Annotated in this window: 16 protein-coding genes and 1 tRNA gene; 6 read left to right on the top strand and 11 right to left on the bottom strand. The window is 64.5% G+C overall.

Features of this window, described 5'->3' with window-relative positions; all coding sequences use genetic code 11:
• Positions 1-8: 8 nt before the first annotated feature.
• From ACFY5D_RS08370 to ACFY5D_RS08355, 4 genes are read right to left on the bottom strand one after another with little or no spacing between them, the layout of a single operon-like run.
• On the bottom strand, positions 9-773 hold the full coding sequence (locus tag ACFY5D_RS08370; protein WP_387527745.1) for an amino acid ABC transporter ATP-binding protein: 765 nt from the start codon (positions 771-773) through the stop codon (positions 9-11).
• On the bottom strand, positions 770-1690 hold the full coding sequence (locus tag ACFY5D_RS08365) for an amino acid ABC transporter permease (protein WP_387527742.1): 921 nt from the start codon (positions 1688-1690) through the stop codon (positions 770-772). Before ACFY5D_RS08365 ends, ACFY5D_RS08370 begins: the two co-directional genes overlap by 4 nt.
• Before the next feature lie 17 nt (positions 1691-1707).
• Positions 1708-2649, bottom strand: a complete 942-nt coding sequence (locus ACFY5D_RS08360) for an ABC transporter substrate-binding protein (RefSeq protein WP_387527739.1) — start codon at positions 2647-2649, stop codon at positions 1708-1710.
• Positions 2650-2651: 2 nt separating this feature from the next.
• The gene (locus ACFY5D_RS08355) at positions 2652-3947 is read right to left on the bottom strand and encodes an alpha-hydroxy acid oxidase (RefSeq protein ID WP_387527736.1); all 1296 of its coding nucleotides are present in this window, start codon (positions 3945-3947) and stop codon (positions 2652-2654) included.
• Between the two features lie 128 nt (positions 3948-4075).
• Here ACFY5D_RS08355 and ACFY5D_RS08350 point away from each other — a divergent pair, with 128 nt between their 5' ends.
• Positions 4076-5770: a PucR family transcriptional regulator gene (locus ACFY5D_RS08350; RefSeq protein ID WP_387527733.1), complete on the top strand. Its 1695-nt coding sequence runs from the start codon at positions 4076-4078 to the stop codon at positions 5768-5770.
• A 90-nt stretch (positions 5771-5860) separates the two neighbouring features.
• Here ACFY5D_RS08350 and ACFY5D_RS08345 read toward each other — a convergent pair whose 3' ends face one another.
• Both ACFY5D_RS08345 and ACFY5D_RS08340 read right to left on the bottom strand, forming a co-directional pair.
• A complete protein-coding gene (locus ACFY5D_RS08345; RefSeq protein ID WP_387527730.1) occupies positions 5861-6259 on the bottom strand; it encodes a RidA family protein in 399 nt (132 codons plus the stop codon).
• A gap of 144 nt (positions 6260-6403) precedes the next feature.
• Complete coding sequence (locus tag ACFY5D_RS08340; protein WP_387527727.1) at positions 6404-6880, bottom strand: Lrp/AsnC family transcriptional regulator; 477 nt, start codon at positions 6878-6880, stop codon at positions 6404-6406.
• Positions 6881-7276: 396 nt separating this feature from the next.
• Between ACFY5D_RS08340 and ACFY5D_RS08335 the strand changes: the two genes are divergently transcribed.
• The 3 genes from ACFY5D_RS08335 (at position 7277) to ACFY5D_RS08325 (ending at position 9121) form a co-directional block, all read left to right on the top strand.
• A complete protein-coding gene (locus ACFY5D_RS08335) occupies positions 7277-7489 on the top strand; it encodes a helix-turn-helix domain-containing protein (RefSeq protein WP_387527724.1) in 213 nt (70 codons plus the stop codon).
• A gap of 80 nt (positions 7490-7569) precedes the next feature.
• Positions 7570-7642, top strand: a tRNA-Ala gene (locus ACFY5D_RS08330).
• A 378-nt stretch (positions 7643-8020) separates the two neighbouring features.
• Positions 8021-9121, top strand: coding sequence for a hypothetical protein (locus ACFY5D_RS08325; RefSeq protein WP_387527721.1), 1101 nt, complete (start codon positions 8021-8023; stop codon positions 9119-9121).
• 616 nt (positions 9122-9737) lie between these two features.
• Here the strand turns inward: ACFY5D_RS08325 and ACFY5D_RS08320 are convergent.
• Positions 9738-10865 carry a Gfo/Idh/MocA family protein gene (locus tag ACFY5D_RS08320; protein ID WP_387527719.1) on the bottom strand — a complete coding sequence of 376 codons (1128 nt, stop codon included), beginning with the start codon at positions 10863-10865 and terminating at the stop codon, positions 9738-9740.
• Entirely contained in the window at positions 10862-11683 is an 822-nt protein-coding gene (locus ACFY5D_RS08315; protein ID WP_387527716.1) for a sugar phosphate isomerase/epimerase family protein, read from the bottom strand. The genes ACFY5D_RS08320 and ACFY5D_RS08315 overlap by 4 nt, the downstream gene beginning before the upstream one ends.
• A 116-nt stretch (positions 11684-11799) precedes the next feature.
• Between ACFY5D_RS08315 and ACFY5D_RS08310 the strand changes: the two genes are divergently transcribed.
• Positions 11800-12432: a TetR/AcrR family transcriptional regulator gene (locus ACFY5D_RS08310; RefSeq protein ID WP_387527713.1), complete on the top strand. Its 633-nt coding sequence runs from the start codon at positions 11800-11802 to the stop codon at positions 12430-12432.
• Positions 12433-12465: 33 nt separating this feature from the next.
• Here the strand turns inward: ACFY5D_RS08310 and ACFY5D_RS08305 are convergent, their stop codons facing one another.
• From ACFY5D_RS08305 to ACFY5D_RS08295, 3 genes are all read right to left on the bottom strand, one after another.
• Complete coding sequence (locus ACFY5D_RS08305) at positions 12466-13740, bottom strand: MFS transporter (RefSeq protein WP_387527710.1); 1275 nt, start codon at positions 13738-13740, stop codon at positions 12466-12468.
• A gap of 395 nt (positions 13741-14135) precedes the next feature.
• Positions 14136-17957, bottom strand: a complete 3822-nt coding sequence (locus ACFY5D_RS08300) for a PQQ-binding-like beta-propeller repeat protein (protein ID WP_387527708.1) — start codon at positions 17955-17957, stop codon at positions 14136-14138.
• 208 nt (positions 17958-18165) lie between these two features.
• On the bottom strand, positions 18166-19485 hold the full coding sequence (locus tag ACFY5D_RS08295) for a HupE/UreJ family protein (RefSeq protein WP_387527705.1): 1320 nt from the start codon (positions 19483-19485) through the stop codon (positions 18166-18168).
• A 343-nt stretch (positions 19486-19828) separates the two neighbouring features.
• Between ACFY5D_RS08295 and ACFY5D_RS08290 the strand changes: the two genes are divergently transcribed.
• Entirely contained in the window at positions 19829-23035 is a 3207-nt protein-coding gene (locus ACFY5D_RS08290; RefSeq protein ID WP_387527702.1) for a glycoside hydrolase N-terminal domain-containing protein, read from the top strand.
• The last annotated feature ends 26 nt before the right edge of the window (positions 23036-23061 follow it).

The raw sequence follows: 23061 nt of genomic DNA, 5'->3' as shown, positions 1-23061 counted from the left end.
CGGGACGCTTAGAGAACCTTGGAGAGGAACGCCTGGGTGCGTTCGTTCTGCGGATTGTCCAGGACCTCGGACGGTGGCCCGGATTCGACGACCACGCCGCCGTCCATGAAGACCACGTGGTCGGCGACCTGGCGGGCGAAGCCCAGCTCGTGCGTCACCACGACCATGGTCATGCCCTCCTCGGCCAGGTCCTTCATGACGTCGAGGACCTCGCCGACGAGCTCCGGGTCGAGGGCCGAGGTCGGCTCGTCGAAGAGCATCAGCTTCGGCTTCATGGCCAGCGCGCGGGCGATGGCCACGCGCTGCTGCTGGCCGCCGGAGAGCTCCTGCGGGTAGGAGCGTCCGCGGTCGCCCAGCCCCACGCGGTCCAGCAGGACCTGGGCCTCGGCCGTGATTTCCCTGCGGTTGCGGCCCTGCACTTGGATGGGTGCCTCGATGATGTTCTCCATGATGGTCATGTGCGGGAACAGGTTGAAGCGCTGGAACACCATGCCGGAGGCGCGGCGGGAGACCGCCGTCTGCTTGTCCTTCATTTCATGCAGGCGGCCGTTGCGTTCGGTGTAGCCGACGAGGGAACCATCGACGTAGATGCGGCCCGCGTTGATCTTCTCCAGGTGGTTGATGCAGCGCAGGAACGTCGTCTTGCCCGAGCCCGAGGGGCCGATCAGGCAGGTGACCGAACCGCGTTGGACCTGCAGGTCGATTCCCTTGAGGATCTCGAGGTGTCCGTAGCTTTTGCGGACTCCCTGGGCCTCAACCATGACGTTGCTCATTTTGCGCTCCTGGCTTTGCGTGAACGCTTGCGCTTGATGACAGAGTCAAAGCCGCGTCCGTAGTGACGTTCGAGTTTTTCCTGGAAGAAGCTCAGGACGGTGGTCATGAGCAGGTACCAGAGGCTGGCGACGATCAGCAGCGGGATCGTCTGGTAGTTCTCCGAGTAGATGATCTGCGCCGAGTACAGCAGGTCGGAGATCGCCAGCACGGACACCAGCGAGGTGCCCTTGAGCATCGAGATGACCTGGTTGCCGGTCGGCGGCAGGACCACGCGCATGGCCTGGGGCAGGATGATGCGGCGCATCAGCTTGGAACCGTTCATGCCCAGGGCCTTCGACGCGTCGTACTGGCCGCGGTCCACCGAGCCGATGCCGCCGCGGATGATCTCGGCCATGTAGGCTGCCTCGTTCAGCGACAGGCCCAGCAGGGCCGCGCCGAGCGGCGTGATCAGCACGTTGGCCGAGCCCAGGACGATCGAGGGGCCGCCGAAGGGCAGGCCCAGCGCGATGACCGGGTACAGCGCCGCAATGTTGTACCAGAAGATCAACTGCACCAGCAGCGGGGTGCCGCGAAAAAACCAGATGTAGCCCCGGGCGATCAGGCTGAGGATCGGGTTTTCGCTCAGACGCATGATGGCCAGCGCGGCGCCGAGCGAGATGCCGACGGTCATCGAGACGACCGTGAGCATCAGGGTCAGTGCGGCGCCGGTGAGGATGCGCGGGGCGAAGAGGTAGTCGACGACGACGTCCCAGTGGTAGCGCTCGTTGAGCGCCACGTCCATCGCGGCGAGTGCCGCGATGATGACCAAGACCAAGGCGATGGCGTTCCGTACGGGGTGTTTCAGGGGAATGACCGGGGCCGATTCCTCAGCGTCCGTGGCCTGCGGAGCAGGGGATAGGGCGTTCTGGGGTTGCATGGTTTTCACTTCCATTGCTACTGGGCGAAGTTGACGCGTGCGTCGGTGATGGCGCTGGCATCCAGGCCGTACTTGGCCAGGACCTGCTTGTACGCGTCGGACTTGATGATTTCGGCCAGGGCGGCGGCGACCGGGGCTTTGAGGCCCGATTCAATGGGGACGCCGGCGGCCACGGGGGTGAAGTCGTAGGCCGAGGCGATCTCAACGGTCGGGTTCTTCGATGCCGCGAAGTCCAGGATGGGCGAGTCGGCGAGCACCGCGTCCTGGCGTCCGCTGGTGAGCGCGGAAATGGCCTGGCGGGTGTCCTGGTACTGGTTGGAGATGATCTCCGGCTTGCCTGCGGCCACGCAGTCCTTGTTGTAGTCGGGGATGTTCACGGTCAGCTGGTACGAGCCGGTGAGCAGCCCGACCTTCTTGCCGCACAGGTCCTGGTACTTGGTGATCCCGGTGGGGTTGCCCTTGGCCACGGCAATCGAGTTGCCCATGGCCATGTAGTCGACGAAGTCCAGCACCTTCATGCGTTCGGTCGTCGGGGTCATCGAGGAGACGGTCATGTCATAGCGACCCGCGGCCATGCCGGGGATGATGGAGTCGAAGTTGGCCACCTGGATTTCGACCTTCAGGCCCAACGATGCGCCGATCAGGCGGGCGATGTCCGGGTTGACGCCGGTGAGCTCCTGCGTGCCCTCCAGGAAGTACTGGGTAGGCTGTTCGTTGGTGGGGATGCCCACGCGAAGAACCTTGGAGGCCTTGATCGATTCGGGCAGCAACTTCACCGCGGCCTCGTTGAGGGCGATTTCCGGGACAGCGGTTCCGGCGGCGACGGCGGCCGAGGAGGTCGCTGCCGTGGGGGAGGAACCGCCACAGGCGGTCAGCGCCAGCAGTGCCGTGGCCGCCACGGCGGTGGCTGCAGCAAAGCGGCTGCGCCGTGAACGGAGGCGGGGTGTCTCGTTTTTCATGGTTACAGGCTCGTTTCTGCGTAGCTGTTCTCGGAATCCGCCGGCTTCTTGGCCGGTGCGGAGGGGAAGGACTCGGACTTGTGGCGGAGCAGTTCGCGGCCGTTGGTGCGAAGTTCCTCGATGCTGGTGACGCCGAGCATCATCATGGCTCGCATCATCTCGTCGCGGAACAGGTTGATGACGTGTTCGACGCCGACTTCGCCGGCTGCGGCGAGGCCGTAGAGGTACGGGCGGCCGATGGAGCAGGCAGTTGCGCCCAGGGCGATGGCCTTGACCATGTCCGAACCGCGGCGGATGCCGCCATCGACGATGATCTCCAAGCGGCCGTCGACGGCCGTGGCGATGTCCTCCAGCACGTCCAACGGGGAGGCCATGTGGTCCAGCTGGCGTCCGCCGTGGTTGCTGACCTGGATGGCATCGAAGCCGTATTCGGCGGCGAGGGCCGCGTCCTTCGGGTTGACCACTCCCTTGAGGATGATCGGTCCGCTCCATCGCATGCGGATCTCGCGCAGGTCGTCCCAATCGGTGGGTTCGTAGGCGCCCGCAAGCAGGGTGCGCCACATGTCCGGGCTGCTGGCCAGCGGACCGGTGGGCTCCTCGGCGTCGAGGTTCGGGAAGGCGATGGCGTCGTTGGCGAGGAACCCGAGGGCCCAGCGCGGGTGCAACGCGCCCTCGACGACGGTCTTCGGCTTGATGGTCGGCGGGGCGGTGAAGCCGTTGCGGTAGTCGCGTTCGCGGTGGCCGATCGAGCGGCAGTCGACGTTCACGATCAGTGCCTCGTAGCCGGCGCGGCAGACGCGGTCCAGCACCGCCTGCAACTCGACCTTGTCGGCGATCGGTTCGAGGTTGAACCAGCGGCGCAGAGTCGGGGCGGCGGCGCTGACGTCTTCCATGGTGGTGGTGCTCAGGTGCGCCAGTCCGTAGGGGATGCCCTGGGCCAGGGCTGCACGTGCCACCGCGGTTTCGCCCTTGGGGTTGAACAGGCGGGTGCCGCCGGTGGGGGAGAGGTAGAACGGCAGCGACGTCGGGCCGCCCAGCAGTGTGGAGCTCAGGTCCATGTTGTCGACGGATCCCCACTTGGGCATGAACGCCCAGTCGTCGAAGGACGAGCGGTTGCGGCGCATCGAGAACTCGTCCTCCCCGCCGCCTTCGATGTAGTCGAAGATCGACTTGGGAAGGCGCTTCGACGCGAGCTTGCGCATGTCCTCCACGCTGTGGCAGCTCCGCTTGAGCCGCTCGGCCGGCGTGCGGGCCGGGCCCTGGATGGAGGCTAGTGCCAGGATGTCTTTCAGTCGCATTGCTTTTCCTCAAATTTCTAACGTGGAAGTCCGTTCCACCTGCTTCATCAATGGTGATCTAAATCTCTCCGCTTATTCATGTGAGAACATCCATAAGATGTTTCTGGTCTTTGTGATATCTTCCAAAGATGGATGCGAAGAGCTATGTAAACCAGATCCCCGGTGCAGAATCGGGGCTGGTTCGCCTCTCCGACTGCATCGAGTTCATGCAAGCTGACCTGGTCCATGTGAACCCGACGCCCGAGAACCTTGGCCATCTGGTTTCCGATGTGCTGATGTACGACCCGCTGGACGAGTGGACCCACATCGACGGGCGCATCATCCTCGCCGTCGGGATCACCTACGGGTCCGCGGACTTCGAGCAATTGCTGCACCGGGCTTCCAACAGCAACGCGGCAGCGGTGATCGTCAAGGTCCGGGGCGCCCACATGGATCAGCTGCGGGCGGCGGCGATCCGGAATTCCCTCGCCGTGCTGGTTGCGCCCCGTAATGCCGACTGGACGCGCCTCGTGGCCCTGGCCCGGGCGTCGGTCATGGGGGCCGCCGCGGACTCGGTCTCCGGGGTGCGCCTCGGCGACCTGTACGCGTTCGCCAACGCGGTCGCGTCGATCACCAATGGCGCGGCAAGCATCGTGGATCCGCTGGGAAGGGTGCTGGGCTACTCGACGCTGCCGGGCCAGCCCATCGACGAGCTGCGGCGCGTGACGACGCTGGCGCTCCAGGAATCCAAGCCGCCTGCCTTCGACGTGGATTTCAAGGCGGTGTACGCCTCCTCGGGGGCGCTCTACATTCCGTCGACCGACGAGGGGGTGGGCAGGCTGGCGCTCGCCGTTCGTGCGGGCGGCGAACTGCTGGGCTCCATCTGGATCATCGACCCGGGAGCGGGGCAGGCGCAGGTGGCGTTGGAGGCCCTGGACCGGATGGCACCGTTGGCCGGGCTGCACATGCTCCATGCACGTTCGGCGTCGGATTTCGGCGAGCGGCGCAACGGGGACCTGATCCGGACGCTGATCGACGACCCGGCGCACGCATCGTTTGCCGCGGCCCAGCTGGGCCTGGATGTCACGCAGGGGCTTGCCGTTGCGGCCCTGACGATCGCGAGGCCGGAATCCGGTTCACTGGATTCGGTGCGCGAGATCCAGCGCCTGCTCCAGCTGGTCACCACCGTATGCAACGTGCAGTTCAAGACCAGCCACAGTGCGCTCATCGGGTCGGTCATCTATGCGATGTTCCCGGCCCCGGGGCGCGAAGCCCGCGCGTTGCATCGTCGGGTGGTGCAGGAGATCGGTGCGTACGCACACACCATCAGCGCGCACCCGCTGATCGCCACCGTCGGCAGCATCGTGCACAACCTCGACCAGTTGCCCGAATCCCGAACCGAGGCGCTGCAGGCGCTTGAATACCTGTTGAACCGCGAATCCTTGGCTGACACCTCGGGGGCGGGCAAGGCGGTTCCAGCCGTGGCGCTGTATGAAGACCACCGGATTCCGTTGAACCTCATGAAGATCGGGAAGTTCATGGATGCGCAAGGGATGGCGGGCGCCGACGCCATCGAGGAGATCAGGGCCTACGACGAAGCGCACCAAACGGACTACTTGGACACCCTCCGGGCCTTCCTGGTTTCCAGCGGCAACATCGCGGTGATGGCCGCGAACCTCCACGTCCACAACAACACGGTGCGGTACCGGATCGCGCAGATTGCCAAGAACTTCGGCCTGGATCTTGAGGACCCGCAGCAGCGGCTCTGGCTCTGGCTGCGCGTGACCGCCATGGACCTGAGCACACAAACCACGCTGCGCCGGATGACCCGGCGGGATTCCTAAGGCCCCTGCCGGGTAGCAAAACGCCCCCTGCGGGTGCTCGGCGCCGGGATCCGGGGCCGCGCACCCACAAGGGGCAACAGGTCTGCGGGGTTACTTGCCGGCCCAGGCGGTGGCTTGGACCTCGACAAGCAGCTTGTCGTTGAGCAGCGGGGCCACGATGGTGGCGCGCGACGGGCGGTGCCCGGCGAAGGTGTCGACCCACGCGCGGTTGTACTCGCCGGCCATGGCAGCGTCATTGATGTAAACGGTGGTCGTCGCCACCGAAGCCAGGGTCAGGTCGTAGGCGGCGAGCACCTTTTCCAGGTTCTTCAGGGTCTGGACGGTCTGCGCATAGATGTCGCCCTCGCCCACCAGGACCTTGTTCTCGTCCTTCGAGACCTGGCCCGAAACGAAAATGAAGTCACCTGCACGGGTGGCGCTGGGGAACGGGCTCTGGTCGGTGGTCATGCCTGCAACGTCAATGTTGCTCAGGCCTGTTGAAGTGCTCATGGTGCTCCTGGATTGACTGGTGGTGAGGCCTGTCGTGACCCCTTGAAAAGCCTAGGGCATCGGCATGAGGTGCCGAAACACGTTCGGCCGTTTCCATGGGAAACGGCCGAACGGTCAAATGGGGTTCCGGGGTTGCATGACGCCCTAGCCCAGGTTCTTGAGCAGCTCCGTGGTGCGGTACGGGATCACGTCACGCAGGATCATGGACGTGGAGGTGCGGGTGATGCCGGGGCACAGGCGAATCTCCTCGCTCACGCGGTACAGGTCGTCGGGGTCGATGGCCACCGCGCGGATCAGCAGGTCGGTGTCGCCGGCGGGGGCGACGCATTCCAGGACCTCGGGGATCTTCCGCAGCGCCTCGATGGCCTCGTTGAGGTGCGACTGGTCGAGCTCCGCGCTCACCATGGCAGAAACGCCACGACCGACGGACGCCGGCTTCACGCGGCTGGAATTCGGGCGCAATGCGCCGGAGGAGGCCAGTCGCTCCATGCGGGTCTGCACCGTGCCGCGGGCCAGTCCCAGGCGCTGTGCAAGCATCATGGTCGGAACGCGGGGATCCTCGTCCAGGGCCAAAAGAATGCGCCTGTCCGTATCATCCAGTTGGTACGATTCCGGCGTCATTCCGACTCCTTAGGCTAAGTGCGGTCAAATTGACCAAGTTGTGCGGTTGCTACCGCTCCATGTTAGTCAAAATGATCAGCGATTCCCAACTGTGTTGCACGGTATGACCGATCGTTGCTTTAGTGGTTGTTAGCAGCTCAAGCAAGGCCACAAGCCGCGGCGAGCAGACCCCCGGTCCGGGAACCTACTAGGTCCCGTGTCTGGGTTGACCCACAAGGTTTCAGGTCGAATTCAAAGGTGGTCCGCAACGATTCCAAGCACTTGGAGTTGTCGCGGACCACCTTTTGGTTAACGAAGGATATGTCCGGGCTCGTCCGGTGTAGGCATGGATATCCACAGATTGGGTTTGACGCGTTTCTCGCCCGGCATGGGGGTAACGTTCTTTGTATGAGATTCATGCGTCTTGAAGATGTTGCCGACGAGTTGAACGTCAACCTGCCACAGGTACGTTCGCTGGTGCGCAGCGGAGATCTCCCCGCCATCAAGATCGGCGGCCGCGGTGTGTGGCGTGTGGAACGCAGCGAGCTCGAGGCCTATATCCAGCGGCAGTACACCGTTGCGCGGGAATCCATCGAGGCAGGTTCGATCGAGAACGAGTCCGGCGAATAGGCACCTGGCGTCACCGTATTTTGTTTGCAGGGTTTTGTGGGTTTAGGCTATGAATCGTTGAGGGCCTTGGCCCGAGACTCGGGGCATTAGCTCAGTTGGTAGAGCGCTTCGTTCGCATCGAAGAGGTCAGCGGTTCGATTCCGCTATGCTCCACTAGATTCATGGTCTGACTAGTCTTGTTTGAAGATTGGTCAGGCCAGTTTTCTCTTAAATTACGCGTTTAGAACGCAATGAAGATCCGGTAGTGCCGGCGTAGGCTGCTTCCTCTACGTGAGGGCCTGTAGTCGATGGTTGCTCAGGGCAAAAAACCGCTGATGTGACTGAAGTGGCCGGTGCCCGCAGTTGATAAGAATTTCGTTTTAAGGATTTCTCGCGTACTCATTGGTGGCTGTGGCTGGGGCAGGAAGCGGCCGAAGTGCTCGGTTCCATGGAATGGCGTCCGCTAAGGGCACTGTTCGCGCAAGGAGTTCGAATTTATCCCGTTTGAGTAGTTCAAGGCACCTGCCACAGGTGGGAGGGCTATTTCCCCGGATGCCATTCAATGTATTGTTTCGTTCAAGACCATCGCTCCATCAAGAAGTGCCGGCGGGGGAACACATGAAAAGCCGAGATTTGAATCAACGAATGCTGTCCGCAGTCGCCGCAACCGTGTTGGCGATAGGTGGTGCTGTCGTTGCCGTTGCCCCCGCTCAAGCAAGCAGTGCGGCAGTTGAGGGACAAGTCCTTGACGCCTCGGGCAAGCCCATCAAGGGCATCGGTATTGGGGATGCACCAGGGTACGCGTATACGACGTCGAATATGTCCGCGCCCATCTCGCTGCGTATCCTCACATTCGCTACAACGGCGAAACCGACCATCACGGGGACGCCGCAAGTGGGCAAGCAGCTGGTTGCCAATGCAGGAGCATGGACGCCGGGGACCACCCACTTCGCGTACCAGTGGTACCGCGCCGGCGAAAAGATTTCAGGAGCCGTGGACCAGCAATATATTGCTACCATCGCCGACTACGACAAGGACATCACCGTCGCGGTCACCGGATGGGCACTCGGGGACAGTCCAGTCACCGCGATCTCGGCACCGACGGCCCGAGTCGCCTGGGGCGGCCCCGTTTACCTTCCCGGTGTGGAGCTCTCGGCAAGCCGCGGCAAGATCGGTAGCAAACTCACCGCGTATGCCATGGACGCTGCTTTGGGTGCTGAAATGAAATACCAGTGGTACCGGTCCGGAAAGCCCATCAATGGGGCGAACAACGAGACCTACCGGGTTGTCGGGGTGGATGGAGGGCGGAGCCTCAAAGTATCGGTGACCGCGTCGTTGCCCGGGTACGACAACGCGACCAAGTATTCGGGATCCATCTCAATCCCCAAGGGCACTCTCACAACCAAAAAACCGACGATCACCGGTACTAAGAATGTTGGCCGTACCCTCACTGCCAAGCACGGAACCTGGACCTCCGAAACCAAATTCAAGTACCAGTGGTACCGCTCGGGGAAGCCCATCAAGGGTGCGGACAACAAGACCTACAAGCTTGCCAAGGCCGACCGGTCACGCAGCGTCAAGGTCCAAATCACCGGATCGAAGACGGGGTACAAGTCGACCACACGGTATTCGTCGACTCACCGCATCCGATAGCGGTGCGCCGCGGGTCGAGGTTCCCGCGGGGCCGTAAAATTCAGGGCAAGGAAGCTTCCAAGGAACTTGTCCGGAACGAATAACTGGGACATAGTGATCGCAAAGGTTCGAAGTCGATCCAGCTTCGGCAGCGTTTGGGGTGGGGACGCTCGGGGACTGAAAACGCGAGTCCATTCACAAGCAGGGTGAGAGGGTCTCACTCCGTGTGCAAATGCCCAACCTACGTCCGCATACGAATCCAAGAGGCCAGCGGTTCGATTCCGCCATGCTCCACTCAAAAATCGTTGAATTTACGCGATTTTGGTGTGACTTGCTGACTTTAGAACCATTTCTTCGTGCATCGTGAGCACATTTTTGATCGCAAAGATGCGCACACTACTTTATGGAGCGACTGAACAAGCTCTCCCATCCGGACACTGGTGAGCCGTGAATTTGAGTTCCAGTCATGGCATCCACGGCGTCTAACGTGGCATTTGCCGACGCCTTCGGCTTGGTTCCGCGTGAGCGGGCGAAGAGCACGATGCCAGCGGAACACATCGGTACTGCGTGATTCTGCAGTTCTGGCGGCCCCCACCGGTGGGAGGCCGCCAGAACTGGACTGCCGGAACGCTCGGGACTAGAGGGTCCGGGCGAAAGGGTCGAAGTCGACGGGCATCGATGGAACCGATGCCGCGGAGCTGTTGACCGAAACGAACTCGCCGGTTGCGGCGGACTCTTCTGCCGAGAGCATCACATCAAGTACGTGGTACCCAACCTCTCCGTTTGCACGATGAGGCCTGCCTTCGGCGATGGCTCGAGCCATTTCGAGCAGGCCGAGGCCGCGGCCGACCACAACGCCTTCCTGCTCGATCTCGATCCACTCCTGTGTAAAGGGGAATTCCGTCGGGATCTCGCTCAGCGGCTTCACATACGCAATTCGTCCCTCGAACATGTTCGGATCGGGAATCACCAGCGTGCCCTCCGTGCCGCTGATCTCCACCACGCCGTGGCGTGAGAGCGCGGAGTCGAAGGACAGCATGCTTTGCGCGTGTTGTCCTGCCTCGAACTCGGTGAGCACCGAGATGGTGGACGGTACCTCAACGGGGAACCTTTCCCCGGTCTGGGGACCTGTCTGAATGACACGCTCTTCCTGGCCGCGAAGGCCCAGGGCGGCGACCTTGCTGACAGGGCCGAACAGGTTGACGAGCGCAGTGAAATAGTAGGGACCCATGTCAAGCAGGGGGCCGGCACCCTTCGCAAACAAGAATGAAGGGTTGGGGTGCACCAGGTCGGGCCCCTGCCACTGCATCGTCGTGGAGGCGAAGAGCGGCGTGCCGATGACACCGTTCTCGATGGCGCGTTTGGCTGTCTGGAGTCCGGGGCCAAGCACCGTGTCGGGAGCGACTCCGATGCGCAACCCGGCAGCGTCGGCCTGTTCCAGCAATGCCGCGGTGCTGTTGCGGTCCAGGCCGATGGGCTTTTCGGTCCACACATGCTTGCCGGCTGCGACGGCACGAGACGAGATCTCGGCATGTACCGCGGGGATGGTCAGGTTCACGATGATCTGCACCCCGGGGTGTGCGAGCACATCGTCCGCCGTGCCGAACTCCTGCACGTTGAACTTTTCGGCTTGGGACTGCGCGCGCTCGGTGTCCATGTCGCCGAGGATCACCACACGGATATCGGGGAACGATGCGAGGTTTTCGAGGTACGTATCGCTGATCATGCCTACGCCGATGAAGCCGACGCCTACTGGTGCGGTCATTTTACGAGCCCTTCTGCGTGGAGGAATGCAAAGCTTGCAGCGATGTCGTCGAAGACATCGGTGGGGGCCTTGTCGTATTCGATAACTGCGTATTCGATGGCGTTGTTGGCTCGCATGGCCTCGGCCAGTGGGATGTCGCCGGTGCCTGCGTGCTTTTGAACGAGGCTCGCGGGATCGAGAGCTGGACTGCCCGGAGCCCAGGGGTTGGCCATCGAGGCGCCGTCCTTGACGTGGACCGCGAGCAGGCGGGAACCGATCTGCTTGGTCAGCGCCGGTACATCCTGGTCTGCGACAGCCGCCCAATACAGGTCCAGCTCAATCTTGACCCGCTCATCAATCCGTGACACGAAGCGCTCGTAGGCACTCACGCCGTCGAAAAATGCCACGAATTCTTGGGCGTGGTTGTGGTATCCAACGTTCAGGCCGTAGCTTGCCGCGAGTTCCGCGGCCGTGTTGAGTCGGTCCGCGATGTCATCGACACCTTCAATGGTGAGCCAGCGCGCGGGATCGACGAAAGGGTCGATGACGGTCTGGATGCCGGCTACGGCGGCTGCCTCGAAGACCCGCTCGGGCTCCGGGGTCGGGATTGATCCGCCCGGTGTCCAGAGTTCGTCGGAGAGGAGGGGAGCGTGTCCTGTCGGGGCACTCAGGCCGCTGTCGTCCAGCGCCTTCCGGATTTCCGGAGCGCGCTCGACAAAATCAAAAGCTTCAACGTGCCGCAGCCCGATTTCCGCGAGCTTGTCGAGCGATTGGCCCATGTCCGCGGAGAATTCCTTGGCCAGCGAATAGAGCTGAACGGAAGGTAGAGGGAGAGTCACTAGCGATCCTTCTTTCGTGCTTTGTTGTGGAGTAGAAGATGTGCTGGAGCGATGCGGATCACACTATCACCAATACATCCACGTGGAGGTTTTTTGATTGCGGGTAGTTTGTAATCATGACGAATGATGAGAGTGAACTGATTGGCCGTAGCGGCTCATACCAAAAAGGCGTGGCCCGAAGGCAGGAAATCCTCGACCGTGCCATTGAGGTATTTGCGGAGCGCGGAGCCGATGGCACGTCCTTGCGTCAGATCGCCAAGGAGATTGGCGTATCCCATGCCGCGCTCCTGCACTACTTTGATTCCCGTGAGCAGTTGCTCGTTGCGGTGTATGAGCATGCGGAGCGGGTTCGATCCGAACGAACTGGGCTCCGTTCCATTGAAGACCCCGTGGGAATGTTGGTTGAAGCCGCGACTCACAACGTGGCGGTGCCCGGACTGGTGCAGCTCTACTCGACGCTGGTGGCTGCTGCGCTGGAAAGTCGCAACGAAGTCAGCAGGAACTTCTTCACCGAACGATTTGAGGTCACGCGACGGGAGCTTGCCGGCCTCATAGCGCGCGACCAGGATAGGGGCCTTATCCGCAAGGACGTCGACGCAAGCGCGATTGCGTCCCTGCTTATTGCCGCCTCCGATGGCCTGCAGACGCAGTGGCTGCTTGATCCAAATGTTGATCTGAGGGGCTTTTTGCAGCTCTTTGACATCCTTCTCACGCCGGCTGTTCAGCCGCAAGGGTCCCGGGCTGATTGAAATCACGGCTCTCCCGTATCCCACGGCCGAGATTCAGCGAACTCGTTTGATGGGGATGATCATGAAGGCTCCGGCGGCAGCCACCAAGCCGGCCGCCCACAGCATTGCCGTGTAGTTGGTGTTGTTTGCCGCCCCGATGCCAAGGAAGAACAGTGCGAGTGCCGGTGCGATCGATTGCGGCAGCGCATTGGCGATGTTGAGTACACCCAGGTCCTTGCCAGGGTGTTCGGGGTCGGGCAGGACGTCGATAACCAGTGCCTGGTCGACGGCCGTGTACACGCCGTAGGCCAGCCCCATGATCACTTCCGCCACATAAAACGTCTGGACCGACTGCGCCTGGGCGAGAATGACCAGGCCAATGCCGAAGATGAGCGTGGATCCGCCAACGAAGATCTTGCGGCGTCCAAGTTTGTCTGAAAGCCATCCCGAAACGGTGGTGCTGAGCAGCAGTGCTGCGGTGTAGAACATGACTCCGAGTGCAACGGCGGCAGTTGCCTCCCCTGCGTCTTGGATGCCTAGATGCTGCTGCATGTAAAGCAGCCGATAGGTCGTGAACATGAAAGTTGCGAGGACGATGAGGAAGCGCGACCACCAGGCGAAGCCGTAATCTGCATTCTTGATCGGGTTTGTCCAGAACGACCCCAGGATGGTCGTCAGCTTCAAGGGCGCCGGCTTTTCCTCGGGCAGGTCATCGCGCATGAGGAACGTGTAGGCGAGAACCAAGAGCACGGCAAGAATGCCCGGGGCGATGAACAGCATGGGCAGGTTGCCGACGAGGAAGGCGGCAAGGTACGTGCCGGCAAGAATCGCCGCATTTTGTGCAATGGCAATCACGCTGGACCCCGTGCCGCGCTGGAACTCCGGCACGTTGTCGGCGAAGCTTGCGATCATTGCCGCAAGTGTCGCGTTCGCCGCGACCTGGCACAAAACCCATGCGACGGTGAGTGAGAGTTGGTCTTGGGCGAAGGCGACGAATGCCAAGCCGAGCGCGAGCCCAATCACGCCGCCAAGAAGCCACGGACGGCGTCGTCCCCAGCGGGTCCTGGTGCGGTCGCTGAGCATTCCGGCCAGGGGGTTCGCGAACAGTGCGCCCAGTGCGCCGAATGGTAGTACTGCCCCGAGCAGGCCTGCGGGATTCTCGGGCGCGAGCTCTTGGACCTTGAGCTGCATGCTGACCATGACCGGTGCCAGCAGCGCAATGATGAGGCCGAACTGGCCGAGGAAAATTCCGACGAAATACTTCCGTGGTGCTTTGGCCGTGGTGAGCGGCGGGTTCAGACGAACCGCAGGGTTGGAAATTAAGGGCATCGACGCCTCCTTGAGTCAAGAAACTAACCAGTGGTTAACATTGATCACCATAAGGTGATCTGCGTCTCATTGCAACCCCCTTTTTGGGCCTTTAGCGGATGGCGGCCAATCGGAACTCGAGGAAATCGTTGGCGGTTCCGCGTATTATCGCGCCGGAGGTTCGGGCGATCGGTGGAGAGTTCGCGCGGGTTTGAATGACTCGCCGCAGAGTACACTGATGGGTTCCCTTTCATGCTTTCGGGGAGTGTCGCGTTTGTTTGGGGGCCTTTTCTTGTCCCGAAAACACCCATCCGGCGAAGGGCCGGAGGGCACACGAAAGCGGCTCCCGGTTCATTGAACCGGGAGCCGCTTCCCTATGTGACCAGGTGACAAACGTTGCTACATTTCAGTAGCCGTTAGCCTCCGTTCGGTGCGGAATTGGTGGCAACCAGGGCGTGCAAGGTTCCGTCATCCGTCAGGGCGAACAGGGTGTTGCCGCTGACAGACATGGCCGAGGTGACGGCGCCGCCGAGGTTGTACTCGGCGAGGCGCTGGCCCGTTGCCCGGTCAAGTGCGACCACGCGTCCGTCACGGGTCGCCGCGTAGACGACGGTCTCGGTGGCCAGGGCGTGGGCGGCCGGCGAACCCGGACCCGCACCCTTGCAGCCGGCGGCAACCTTGATCGGGTCATCCATCGGGCTTTCACCCGGGAGGTAACCCAGCGGCGTTTCCCAGACCGGGACCTCGGGGGTGGCTGAGGTCGTGTCGTAGGCGCGGACAACGCCATCCTGGCTGGCCACGTAGGCCGTGGAGCCGAAGGTTGCGGGGCTGGTGACCGGTGCCGGGCCGTCCTCGCAAGTGCTGGAGGTGCCGAGCTTGGCGTGCCAGGTCTTGGCGCCGCCGGCCTTCGGGTTGTGTCCGCGGGTGCCGGAGACCGTGGTGGTCACCAGCTGCGCGTCGCCTTCGTCGGGGTTCGTGAAGGCGGGCGAGGACTGGGTGAACAGGTCGCCGGCGGTGTCCACAGAGGACAGCTGCCCGCAGGTGGATAGGTCCATGCGGATCAGCGACTGGCTGGAGCCGGAGTGCAGGTACGCGGTGGTGGAACCCGGTTCGCGGACCGCGGTGCTGCGGAACTGGCCCCAGCCCGCGGGGGCGGAGAAGCCGCCGGGCAGCTTCTCGCCGGTGTCCGCGTTGCGGCACATGACCCTGTCCCATTCCTGGTAGACGGCGACGGGGGGCTTGCCCTCGAGGTCGAACACGCTGACCGGGCCACCGGCACGGCCGTAGCGGCGGACGGTGTCACCCTTGATCTGTTCGCTGCTGATGGCCTCCCAGGCCACGGAACCGTTCTTGGTGTCGAGCGCGTACACGCGTCCGACGCCGGTGGTCAGGTAGACCTTGTCTCCGTGGACGGTGGGGGAGGACTCGGCGTCGCCGTCGAGGTAGGTGCGCCAGGCCTCGGCACCCGTGCGGGCGTCGTAGGCAAGCATCATGCTGTACGGGGAGTCCAGCGCGCGGGAGGCGACGATGACCTTGCCGTCGACCACGGCGGCGCCGTTGAGGTGGAACTGCTCGCCGGTGTTTGCCGACCAGCGCAGGTCCAGGTCCGCACCCGGGTTGTCCGCGCTGTCCGATCCGCCGGACTCGTCGCGGCCCTGGCGAAGCCAGTCCTGACCCGGTGCTGCCTGCGAGGCTCGTACCTCGGCGACGACCTTGAACTCGTTGACGACCTTCGGCCACGCCTTGCCGGCGGTGTCGACGGCGTTCATGGTCGCGACGTAGTTGCCCGGGGTCAGGCCCTCGATGTGGGCGCCTGCCCGGGTCCAGGAGGTCCTGACCTCGGGGCACTTCTCTGCCTTGCCGCCCGGGGGCGTGTAGCAGTTCACGATCCCCGTGGCCTTCTTCTCCTTGCCGAAGGCCAGGGCGCCGTCCTCCCAGACGGTCTTGCCGTTTTCCTTGCGCTTCACGACCAGCGACGCGGTGTCCGGGGTGCGGCCGTCGTCCTCGACGAAGAGCTGGACGGGCACGCCCGCCTTGTGGCCGTGGGTGCTGCCCGCGGCGGGGCTGACCATGGCCACATCGTCGTTCACGCCGAACTGGCGGTGCGTGCCGCCGATGTAGCCGGTGTCCTCGTTGGCTTCGGTTGCCGGGTCATCGGTGATCCCGGAGAAATCGACGATCTTGTAGTCGGGGCGGGCGGAGTCCAAGCCGTAGGTGCCCATGTTGTTGACCTCGACGGAGCGCTTGAACGCGCCGCGGCGGTATTCGGCCTGCTGGTTGTGGCCCGCGGCGAACATGCGCACGTCGTACTTGGCGAGCTCGTCGACGATCGGCTGCATGCCGGCGCCGGGGCCCCACTTGGTGAACAACGAGCGGTGCGCGAAGACCACTACCTGCTTGCCGACCGCGTGGCGGCCCAGGTCTTCCTTGAGCCACTCAAGCTGCGGTGCCAGGCCGGCGGAGTCGTAGTTGTTTTCCAGGACCACCACGTGGCGGCCGTTGCGGTCGAAGCTGTACCACTCCGGGCCCATGTTCTTGCGCCAGTACTCCAATGATCCGCCGTAGCCGACCGAGGTGGCGGTGCCGCCGACGTCGTGGTTGCCCATGACCGGGTAGAAGGCGTGGCCGAGCTTGCCGGCGGTCAGGCCGTTGCGCAGCACGTCGTAGCCGCCCTGGCGGCGCGGTTCGGCCGCGTAGTCGGTGACTGTCAGGTCGCCGGTGGTGATGGTCATGGTGGTTTCGCGGTTCTCGGACATCGCCTTCACGCGTCCGGTCCAGGTCGGCAGGCCGGAGGCGGCCGAGGCGTCGGTGGTGTTGCTGACCTCGACGTCGGAGATCAGTGACCACTTCTCGTTCGGGTTCTCGGCGTTCTTGTCCGCCACCAGGGCGAAGTCCAGCCCGGTCAGCGGCGACGGGCCGGCGGGCACGTTGCGGAAGTACTGCGGCACGGAGTCGGCGCGCAGCGCGGGGGTGTAGCCGTTCGGGGACACGATCTGGACCAGGTCGGTTTCGCGGCGTGCGCGGTCCATCTGGAAGCTGTAGGTGCCGTCCGCGGCGCTCTTGGACCAGACCTCTCCGTCGGTGACCGAGACGCCGCCCATGCCGGGCTCGCCGGAATCGCGGACGCCGTTGGCGTTGAGGTCCTTGAACACGGTGCCCTGGACGACCGCGAGGTCGGTGCTGGTCGTCTTGGCCAGCGTGAAGGTGATCGGCTCGGCCAGCGGCGCGTAGCCGTCCTTGGCCATGAAGTGCGCGGTCCAGGTGCCGGCACCCAGCCCCCCGCTGCCCAGGGTGATGGTGCCGTCGGGCTTGGGGGCGTAGCCCCAGGTGCGTGCGGCGATGGGGCCCGGGGTGTCCTTGGGTCCGTAGATTCCCACCCAGTTGTTCGACGCCGGGGCATCGGTGACGTAGCGGAAGGAGAGCTGCTGCCCGACCTTCGGGTCCTGCGTGGTGAGGCTCAGCCCGGGGGTGGTGGAAGCGGTTTTGGCAGTTGGAGCAGCTGGGGCAGTCGAAGTGGTGGCGGGGGCGGGGTCCGCACCGGGTGCGGGGGTTTCGGGGGCTTCGCTGGCTGCAGGGGATTCCGTGGCGGCGGGGGATTCCGGGGCAGCGGGGGCGGCGGTGGCCGCGGTCGGCGCCAGCACCAGCAGCGGGGCGATCAAGGCCACGGCCAAGCCGCCGCTGGTCGCAACGCGGAACTTTCCGGTCCGCGCGGGGCGCGGGCGCCCAGAGCCGGACTCGGAGTCAGCCGGGACCTTGCGGCGGGCAAGGATGACAACCAGTGCCACGCCCAGTCCCAAGGCCAGGATCAGCAGGCTCTGCGGCGGCAGCTCGAGGGCTCCGGTGGGTGCCGGTGCGTGTACGCCGTATGCGTCGACGACGGGGGTCGCGGCCGTGGCGACGACGGTGTTTCCGTCGAATTCGACCACGAGCGAGTCCATCTCGGCCGCCTTCAGCAGGGCGGACAGGTCAAGCTGGTCCAGCTTGCAGTCCCAGGCCAGCTGGAGGACGAGGGACCCGGGTGCGCCACCGGTCTCGCCGGCCACGCCTTCCGCGGTGAGGGGGCAGGCCCCGGCGAGCAACGTCTGCGCCCATGCGGCGGACTGCTCGATGCCTATGATCTCGTTGCTCAACATCATGTGGCCGGTGGAGGTCGTCCCGCTGGTCGAGACGACGAGCTCTCCATGGTCACGGCTCTGGTGGGCGTTTGCCACGCCCACGGAGGATAGTAGGAATGTCATTGTCGCTATGAATACCGCGAGAATGTTTCGACAGGTAATGGGTGCGCTGCGCGCGTCAGGTTTCACGCCGACAAACGTAACGATTCAACGTGTCGGGTCGGTGTCTCCAACATGAACGCAGCCTGACCAGCCCATCTTCTGAAGTTAAGGCGGGTTCACGCCGGTTGCGGGAAGCCCTCGGGCCGGGTCATGGGCCTCCCGCAGGCGACTATCTGGCCGCGGTCAGGGCATCGTCCTTCGCGTTGGACTTGTGCGTCGAATTGGACACGGACTGGGAGCTGCCCTCCGGCTCGGCCGCACTCTTGCCTGGGCTCCGGCCACCGGCGAACCCCAGCAGCAGCATGGCGCCGATGAACACCACGTAGGAGAGCAGCGGGTTGGCGGCGATGCCGTCGAAGAGCGGGGTCAGCACCGAGTCCGTGTCCGTCCAGATGCCCACCACCCAGGCGGCCGAGGCCGCCACGCCGAACGCCGCGACCACCTGGCAGAACCGCCCGTAGTACCTGCCGTTGGCCGCGATGTGGATCAGCGGGACCACCAGGAGCACGCCGAGCAGCTGGGCCAGCTCGATGCCGATGTTGAAGCCGAGCACGGCCACCAGCGTGTCAGCCAGGTTGAGGTTCATCTCCAGGATCGTCGTGGCGAAGGCCATGCCGTGGACCAGCCCGAAGACGCCGGCAAGCATCACCTCCCCGTGCGCAAACATCGGGCGGACCAGGTTCCACGCCGCCACCGCGATCGAGAGCGCCACGAAGGTCTCGACGTAGCGGACCGGAGGAGTGAACCAGCCCAAGCTCACGACCAGCAGCGTGAGGGAGTGGCCGACCGTGAAAGCCGTGACGATGGACAGGATCCGCTTCAGCGACGGGCCGAGGCCGGTCTTGCGCTGGCTCCAGCGCCATCCGGCATTGGTGCGCACGGCCACCAGCGGGGCCGAAAGCAGCAGCACGGCGAGGAACAACAGGTGGTCGTAGCCATCGGCAATGTGGTGCATGCCGTGGCCGATCATCGCCCCGAGGCCCGCCTTTTGCGAATGTGCGTCGATGACCAGGGACTGCTGGGTCGCGGTGATGACTCCGAGCAGCTCCGCTTCCTCGCCGTCCGCGGTGCGCGAGACGTAGACCTTGTGGTCATCGAGCACGTCGGTCAACAGCGAGGACCGCACCGTGAAAGGGGCCGACCCGATCGGTGAGACGGCAACCATCGTCACGACGACGGCGTCGCGGTCGTTGATGGTGCCGTGCGCGATCCCGGTGATTTCCGTGGTGCAGGCTTCGCCGCCCGCGGTGATTGCGACCTTCTCGTCGAGGAGCCGCTCGATGGTTCCGGCCGGAATCGGATCGCCCGCCGTCAGGTCAAGGCCCGGGTACTTGTTCAGCTGGTCGAGCTGCAGCTGCAGGGTCAGCGCCAGCCGGTCGCCCTCGACTTCGACCAGCATGCCGGTGGTGCCGACGGGGTGGGCCTGGGCCGCGGCGGCGGGGCCGAACAGGAGAAGGGAGGCGATGAATATCATCACGAGGCGGCGCATGGAAGCTCCATTGATTGGTCTAGATCGGTAGACACACATTGAGTCATGACGCCATGAATGCCGCGGGAAGGCCAGGTGAGGTGCAGGCGGCCGCAAGGTTAACGGTTGGATCTTGCGGGCGGCGCTCGACGGCCGGAGCCGTCACGGGTTCCCGCCGCCGGCCGGCCCGCGATTCCGCGCCAAGGATTTGGAAAAGTTGTCCACGTCACAAATAAATTCGCGAGCGTTGGTGCTATACATCGGATGTCTGTCATGCAAAACTGTCATAGCGCGGCGGTAGGGCTTGGGGGTGCCCCGCATCTAGGAGCTAAACAACCGATCAATGAAGCATTGGAGATTGTCCATGGTCTACGCATCACCCAGTCGACGCCAGGTTCTCAAAGTGGGCGGTCTGCTGGCGCTCACGCCGCTCGTCACCCAAATCATCGCCCAGTCGGCCAGCGCCTCCACGGCCCTGGTTCCGGCGGTCGGGCTCCTGAAGCACCCGGCCCTTTCCGGCCACACACTCTGGTACCAGCGACCCGCCACCGACTGGCAGTCCGGCGCCCTGCCCATCGGCAACGGCCGCCTCGGGGCCATGTTCTTCGGCGACCCGGACCGCGAGCGGATCCAGTTCAACGAGCAGAGCCTGTGGGGCGGGATGAACGACTACGACAACGCCCTGGCCGGCCAGCCGGACGGCGCCTACGACACGAGCGTGACCGGGTTCGGTTCCTACCGGAACTTCGGCGACGTGGTGGTGACCTTTGCCGAGCAGGCCGTGGTGACCTCGCCGGGCGGCCCGTACAACACCTCCTCCTCCGAAACCGTGGCAGCAACGATCGACGGCAACAGCGGCACGAAGTGGTGCATCGACGGCCCGCCGGCCAAGGTGCAGTGGCTGGTCAAGCTGCCCGGCCCGGTGAGCGTCGCCCAGTACACGCTCACCAGCGCCAACGACGTCCCGGCCCGCGACCCGCGCAACTGGACCCTCTCAGGCTCCAACGACGGCGAGAACTGGACCGTCGTCGACACCCGGGCGCTGCCCGGGCCGTTCGAGGCCCGCCGCCAGGCCAAGGACTTCACGGTCGCCAACCCCGGGTCCTTCAGCCAGTACCGCTTCGACTTCACCACGGTCCCGGGGGTCAGCCACTTCCAGGTCTCCGAGATCGCACTGGCCGGCGTCTCCTTCGGCGGCGGCGCCAAGATGTACGTCACCTCGCCCACCGGGCAGGCCGACGGCGAGGGCCCGGGTTCCGACATCCTGCGCACCCTTGACGGGTCGACCGCCACCGCGTGGACTGTCGCCAAGCCGGGCGAGGAGGTCATCTGGCAGGCGGAAATGGCCAGCGCTGTCGTGCTCAACTCGTACTCGTTGACCTCGGCGGCCGACGCCCCCGCTGCCGACCCTCGGGAATGGACGCTGGAAGGCTCCACCGACGGCCGGACCTGGACCGCGCTGGACACCCAGTCGCCAGGTGCGCCGTTTGCCTCCCGCGGCCTGGAAAGGACGTTCACGATCGCCGGCGGCCGGAGCTTCAACGCCTACCGCCTCACCCTGCGCGGTGCGGCCGGCGCTGATCGTCTCCAGCTCGCCGGAGTGGTGCTGGCGGGACCGTCGTTCAACTCGCGCAAGTCCTCGGCCGTGGCCGAGTACAAGCGCGCACTGGACCCCAGCGTCGGCATCCACGTGACCCAGTTCGGCACCACGGGCGACCGCGTGCAGCGCGAGGCGTTCGCCAGCCGGGACTCCGACGTCATCGTGCTGCGCTACGAGACCGACCGGGCGCAGGGACTCACCGCGGGCATCTCGCTGGCCTCCGCCCAGACCGGGGCGCCGACCACGGCCGACGCCGCAGCCGGTTCGCTGTCCTTCTCCGGCGAGATGGCCAACAAGCTCAAGTTCGCGGCCACCCTGGCCGTCACCGAGACCGACGGAACCATCGGCGCCAAGGGCGGCTCGCTGTCGATCACCGGTGCACGGAAAATGACGGTGGTCCTGGACGCACGCACCAACTACAAGCTCGATGCCCAGGCGGGCTGGCGCGGCGCCGATGCCGCAACCGCCGTGGCCAAATCCGTCGCGAAGGTGTCGACGCAGCGCTACGAGGACCTGCGCGCGGCCCACCAGGCGGACATCGAAGGCATCATGGGACGGGTCAACGTCAACTGGGGTACCTCGACGTCCGCGGTGTCGGGCGTTGCAACGAACATCCGCCTCGGCGCCTACTCCGCTGGCCAGGACGACCCGAGCCTGGAACAGACGATGTTCGCGTTCGGCCGCTACCTGCTGCTGAGCTCCTCGCGGCCCGGCGGACTGCCGGCCAACCTGCAGGGCCTGTGGAACGACAGCAACTCCCCGGCGTGGGCCTCGGATTACCACACGAACATCAACGTGCAGATGAACTACTGGGGTGCCGAGACCGCCAACCTCAGCGAGAGCCACGAGCCGCTCATCGAGTTCATCCGGCAGGTTGCCGTGCCAAGCCGCGTAGCGACCCGCAACGCGTTCGGGAAGGACACCCGCGGCTGGACCGCGCGCACCAGCCAGAGCATCTTCGGCGGCAACTCCTGGGAGTGGAACACCGTGGCCAGCGCCTGGTACGGCCAGCACATCTACGAGCACTGGGCCTTCAGCCAGGACAAGGCCTACCTGCGCAACACCGCGCTGCCGATGCTCAAGGAGATCTGCGAGTTCTGGGAGGACCGGCTCGTCGAGGACGCGAACGGCAAGCTGGTGGCCCCGGACGGATGGTCGCCGGAGCACGGCCCGCGCGAGGACGGCGTCATGTACGACCAGCAGATCATCTGGGACCTGTTCCAGAACTACCTCGACTGCGAGGCCGCCATGGAGTACGACCCGGTATTCCGCGACAAGGTCGCGGGCATGCAGGAACGCCTTGCCCCGAACAAGGTCGGCAGCTGGGGCCAGCTGCAGGAATGGCAGACGGACAGGGACAACCCCAAGGACATCCACCGGCACACCTCGCACCTCTTCGCGGTGTACCCGGGCCGCCAGATCACGCTCGAGGACACCCCGGAACTGGCCGCCGCCGCCCTGGTGTCGCTGAAGGCCCGCTGCGGCGAGGTCGCGGGCGTGCCGTTCACCGAGGCATCGGTGTCGGGCGACAGTCGCAGGTCCTGGACCTGGCCGTGGCGCGTGGCGCTGTTCGCCCGGCTGGGGGAGGCCGACCACGCCCGGCTGATGCTGCGCGGCCTGCTGCGCTTCAACACCCTGCAGAACCTGTTCTGCAACCACCCGCCGTTCCAGATGGACGGGAACTTCGGCATCACCGGCGCCGTGGCGGAAATGCTCGTCCAGAGCCACGGGGAAAAGATCCACGTGTTGCCCGCACTGCCCACCGCCTGGCCCGACGGCTCCTTCACCGGCCTGCGGGCACGCGGCGGCTACGAGGTCAACGCAACGTGGAAGGACGGCAAGGTCACCGAGGTGTCGGTGATCGGCGACAGGTCCCCGAACCAGGGCAACATCACGATGCTGATCAACGGGAAGGACTGCAAGGTCAAGCCGACCATGCGCGGCCACAAGCCCAAGCCGTTCCGCCCGTAGTTCCCGCGACCGGGGCCCGGCGTTTC

Origin of the sequence: Paeniglutamicibacter sp. NPDC012692, from assembly GCF_042901625.1 — a bacterium.
Classification (GTDB): Bacteria; Actinomycetota; Actinomycetes; order Actinomycetales; family Micrococcaceae; genus Paeniglutamicibacter.
This window is presented reverse-complemented; position numbering and strand designations above follow the sequence as displayed.

Coding starts and splice junctions, on each gene's coding strand:
- ACFY5D_RS08305 (WP_387527710.1), bottom strand. CDS start 13,740: ATGCCCTTAATTTCCAACCCTGCGGTTCGTCTGAACCCGCCGCTCACC.
- ACFY5D_RS08365 (WP_387527742.1), bottom strand. CDS start 1,690: ATGCAACCCCAGAACGCCCTATCCCCTGCTCCGCAGGCCACGGACGCT.
- ACFY5D_RS08335 (WP_387527724.1), top strand. CDS start 7,277: ATGCGTCTTGAAGATGTTGCCGACGAGTTGAACGTCAACCTGCCACAG.
- ACFY5D_RS08310 (WP_387527713.1), top strand. CDS start 11,800: ATGACGAATGATGAGAGTGAACTGATTGGCCGTAGCGGCTCATACCAA.
- ACFY5D_RS08350 (WP_387527733.1), top strand. CDS start 4,076: ATGGATGCGAAGAGCTATGTAAACCAGATCCCCGGTGCAGAATCGGGG.
- ACFY5D_RS08370 (WP_387527745.1), bottom strand. CDS start 773: ATGAGCAACGTCATGGTTGAGGCCCAGGGAGTCCGCAAAAGCTACGGA.
- ACFY5D_RS08340 (WP_387527727.1), bottom strand. CDS start 6,880: ATGACGCCGGAATCGTACCAACTGGATGATACGGACAGGCGCATTCTT.
- ACFY5D_RS08325 (WP_387527721.1), top strand. CDS start 8,021: ATGCCATTCAATGTATTGTTTCGTTCAAGACCATCGCTCCATCAAGAA.
- ACFY5D_RS08345 (WP_387527730.1), bottom strand. CDS start 6,259: ATGAGCACTTCAACAGGCCTGAGCAACATTGACGTTGCAGGCATGACC.
- ACFY5D_RS08295 (WP_387527705.1), bottom strand. CDS start 19,485: ATGCGCCGCCTCGTGATGATATTCATCGCCTCCCTTCTCCTGTTCGGC.
- ACFY5D_RS08300 (WP_387527708.1), bottom strand. CDS start 17,957: ATGACATTCCTACTATCCTCCGTGGGCGTGGCAAACGCCCACCAGAGC.
- ACFY5D_RS08290 (WP_387527702.1), top strand. CDS start 19,829: ATGGTCTACGCATCACCCAGTCGACGCCAGGTTCTCAAAGTGGGCGGT.
- ACFY5D_RS08360 (WP_387527739.1), bottom strand. CDS start 2,649: ATGAAAAACGAGACACCCCGCCTCCGTTCACGGCGCAGCCGCTTTGCT.
- ACFY5D_RS08320 (WP_387527719.1), bottom strand. CDS start 10,865: ATGACCGCACCAGTAGGCGTCGGCTTCATCGGCGTAGGCATGATCAGC.
- ACFY5D_RS08355 (WP_387527736.1), bottom strand. CDS start 3,947: ATGCGACTGAAAGACATCCTGGCACTAGCCTCCATCCAGGGCCCGGCC.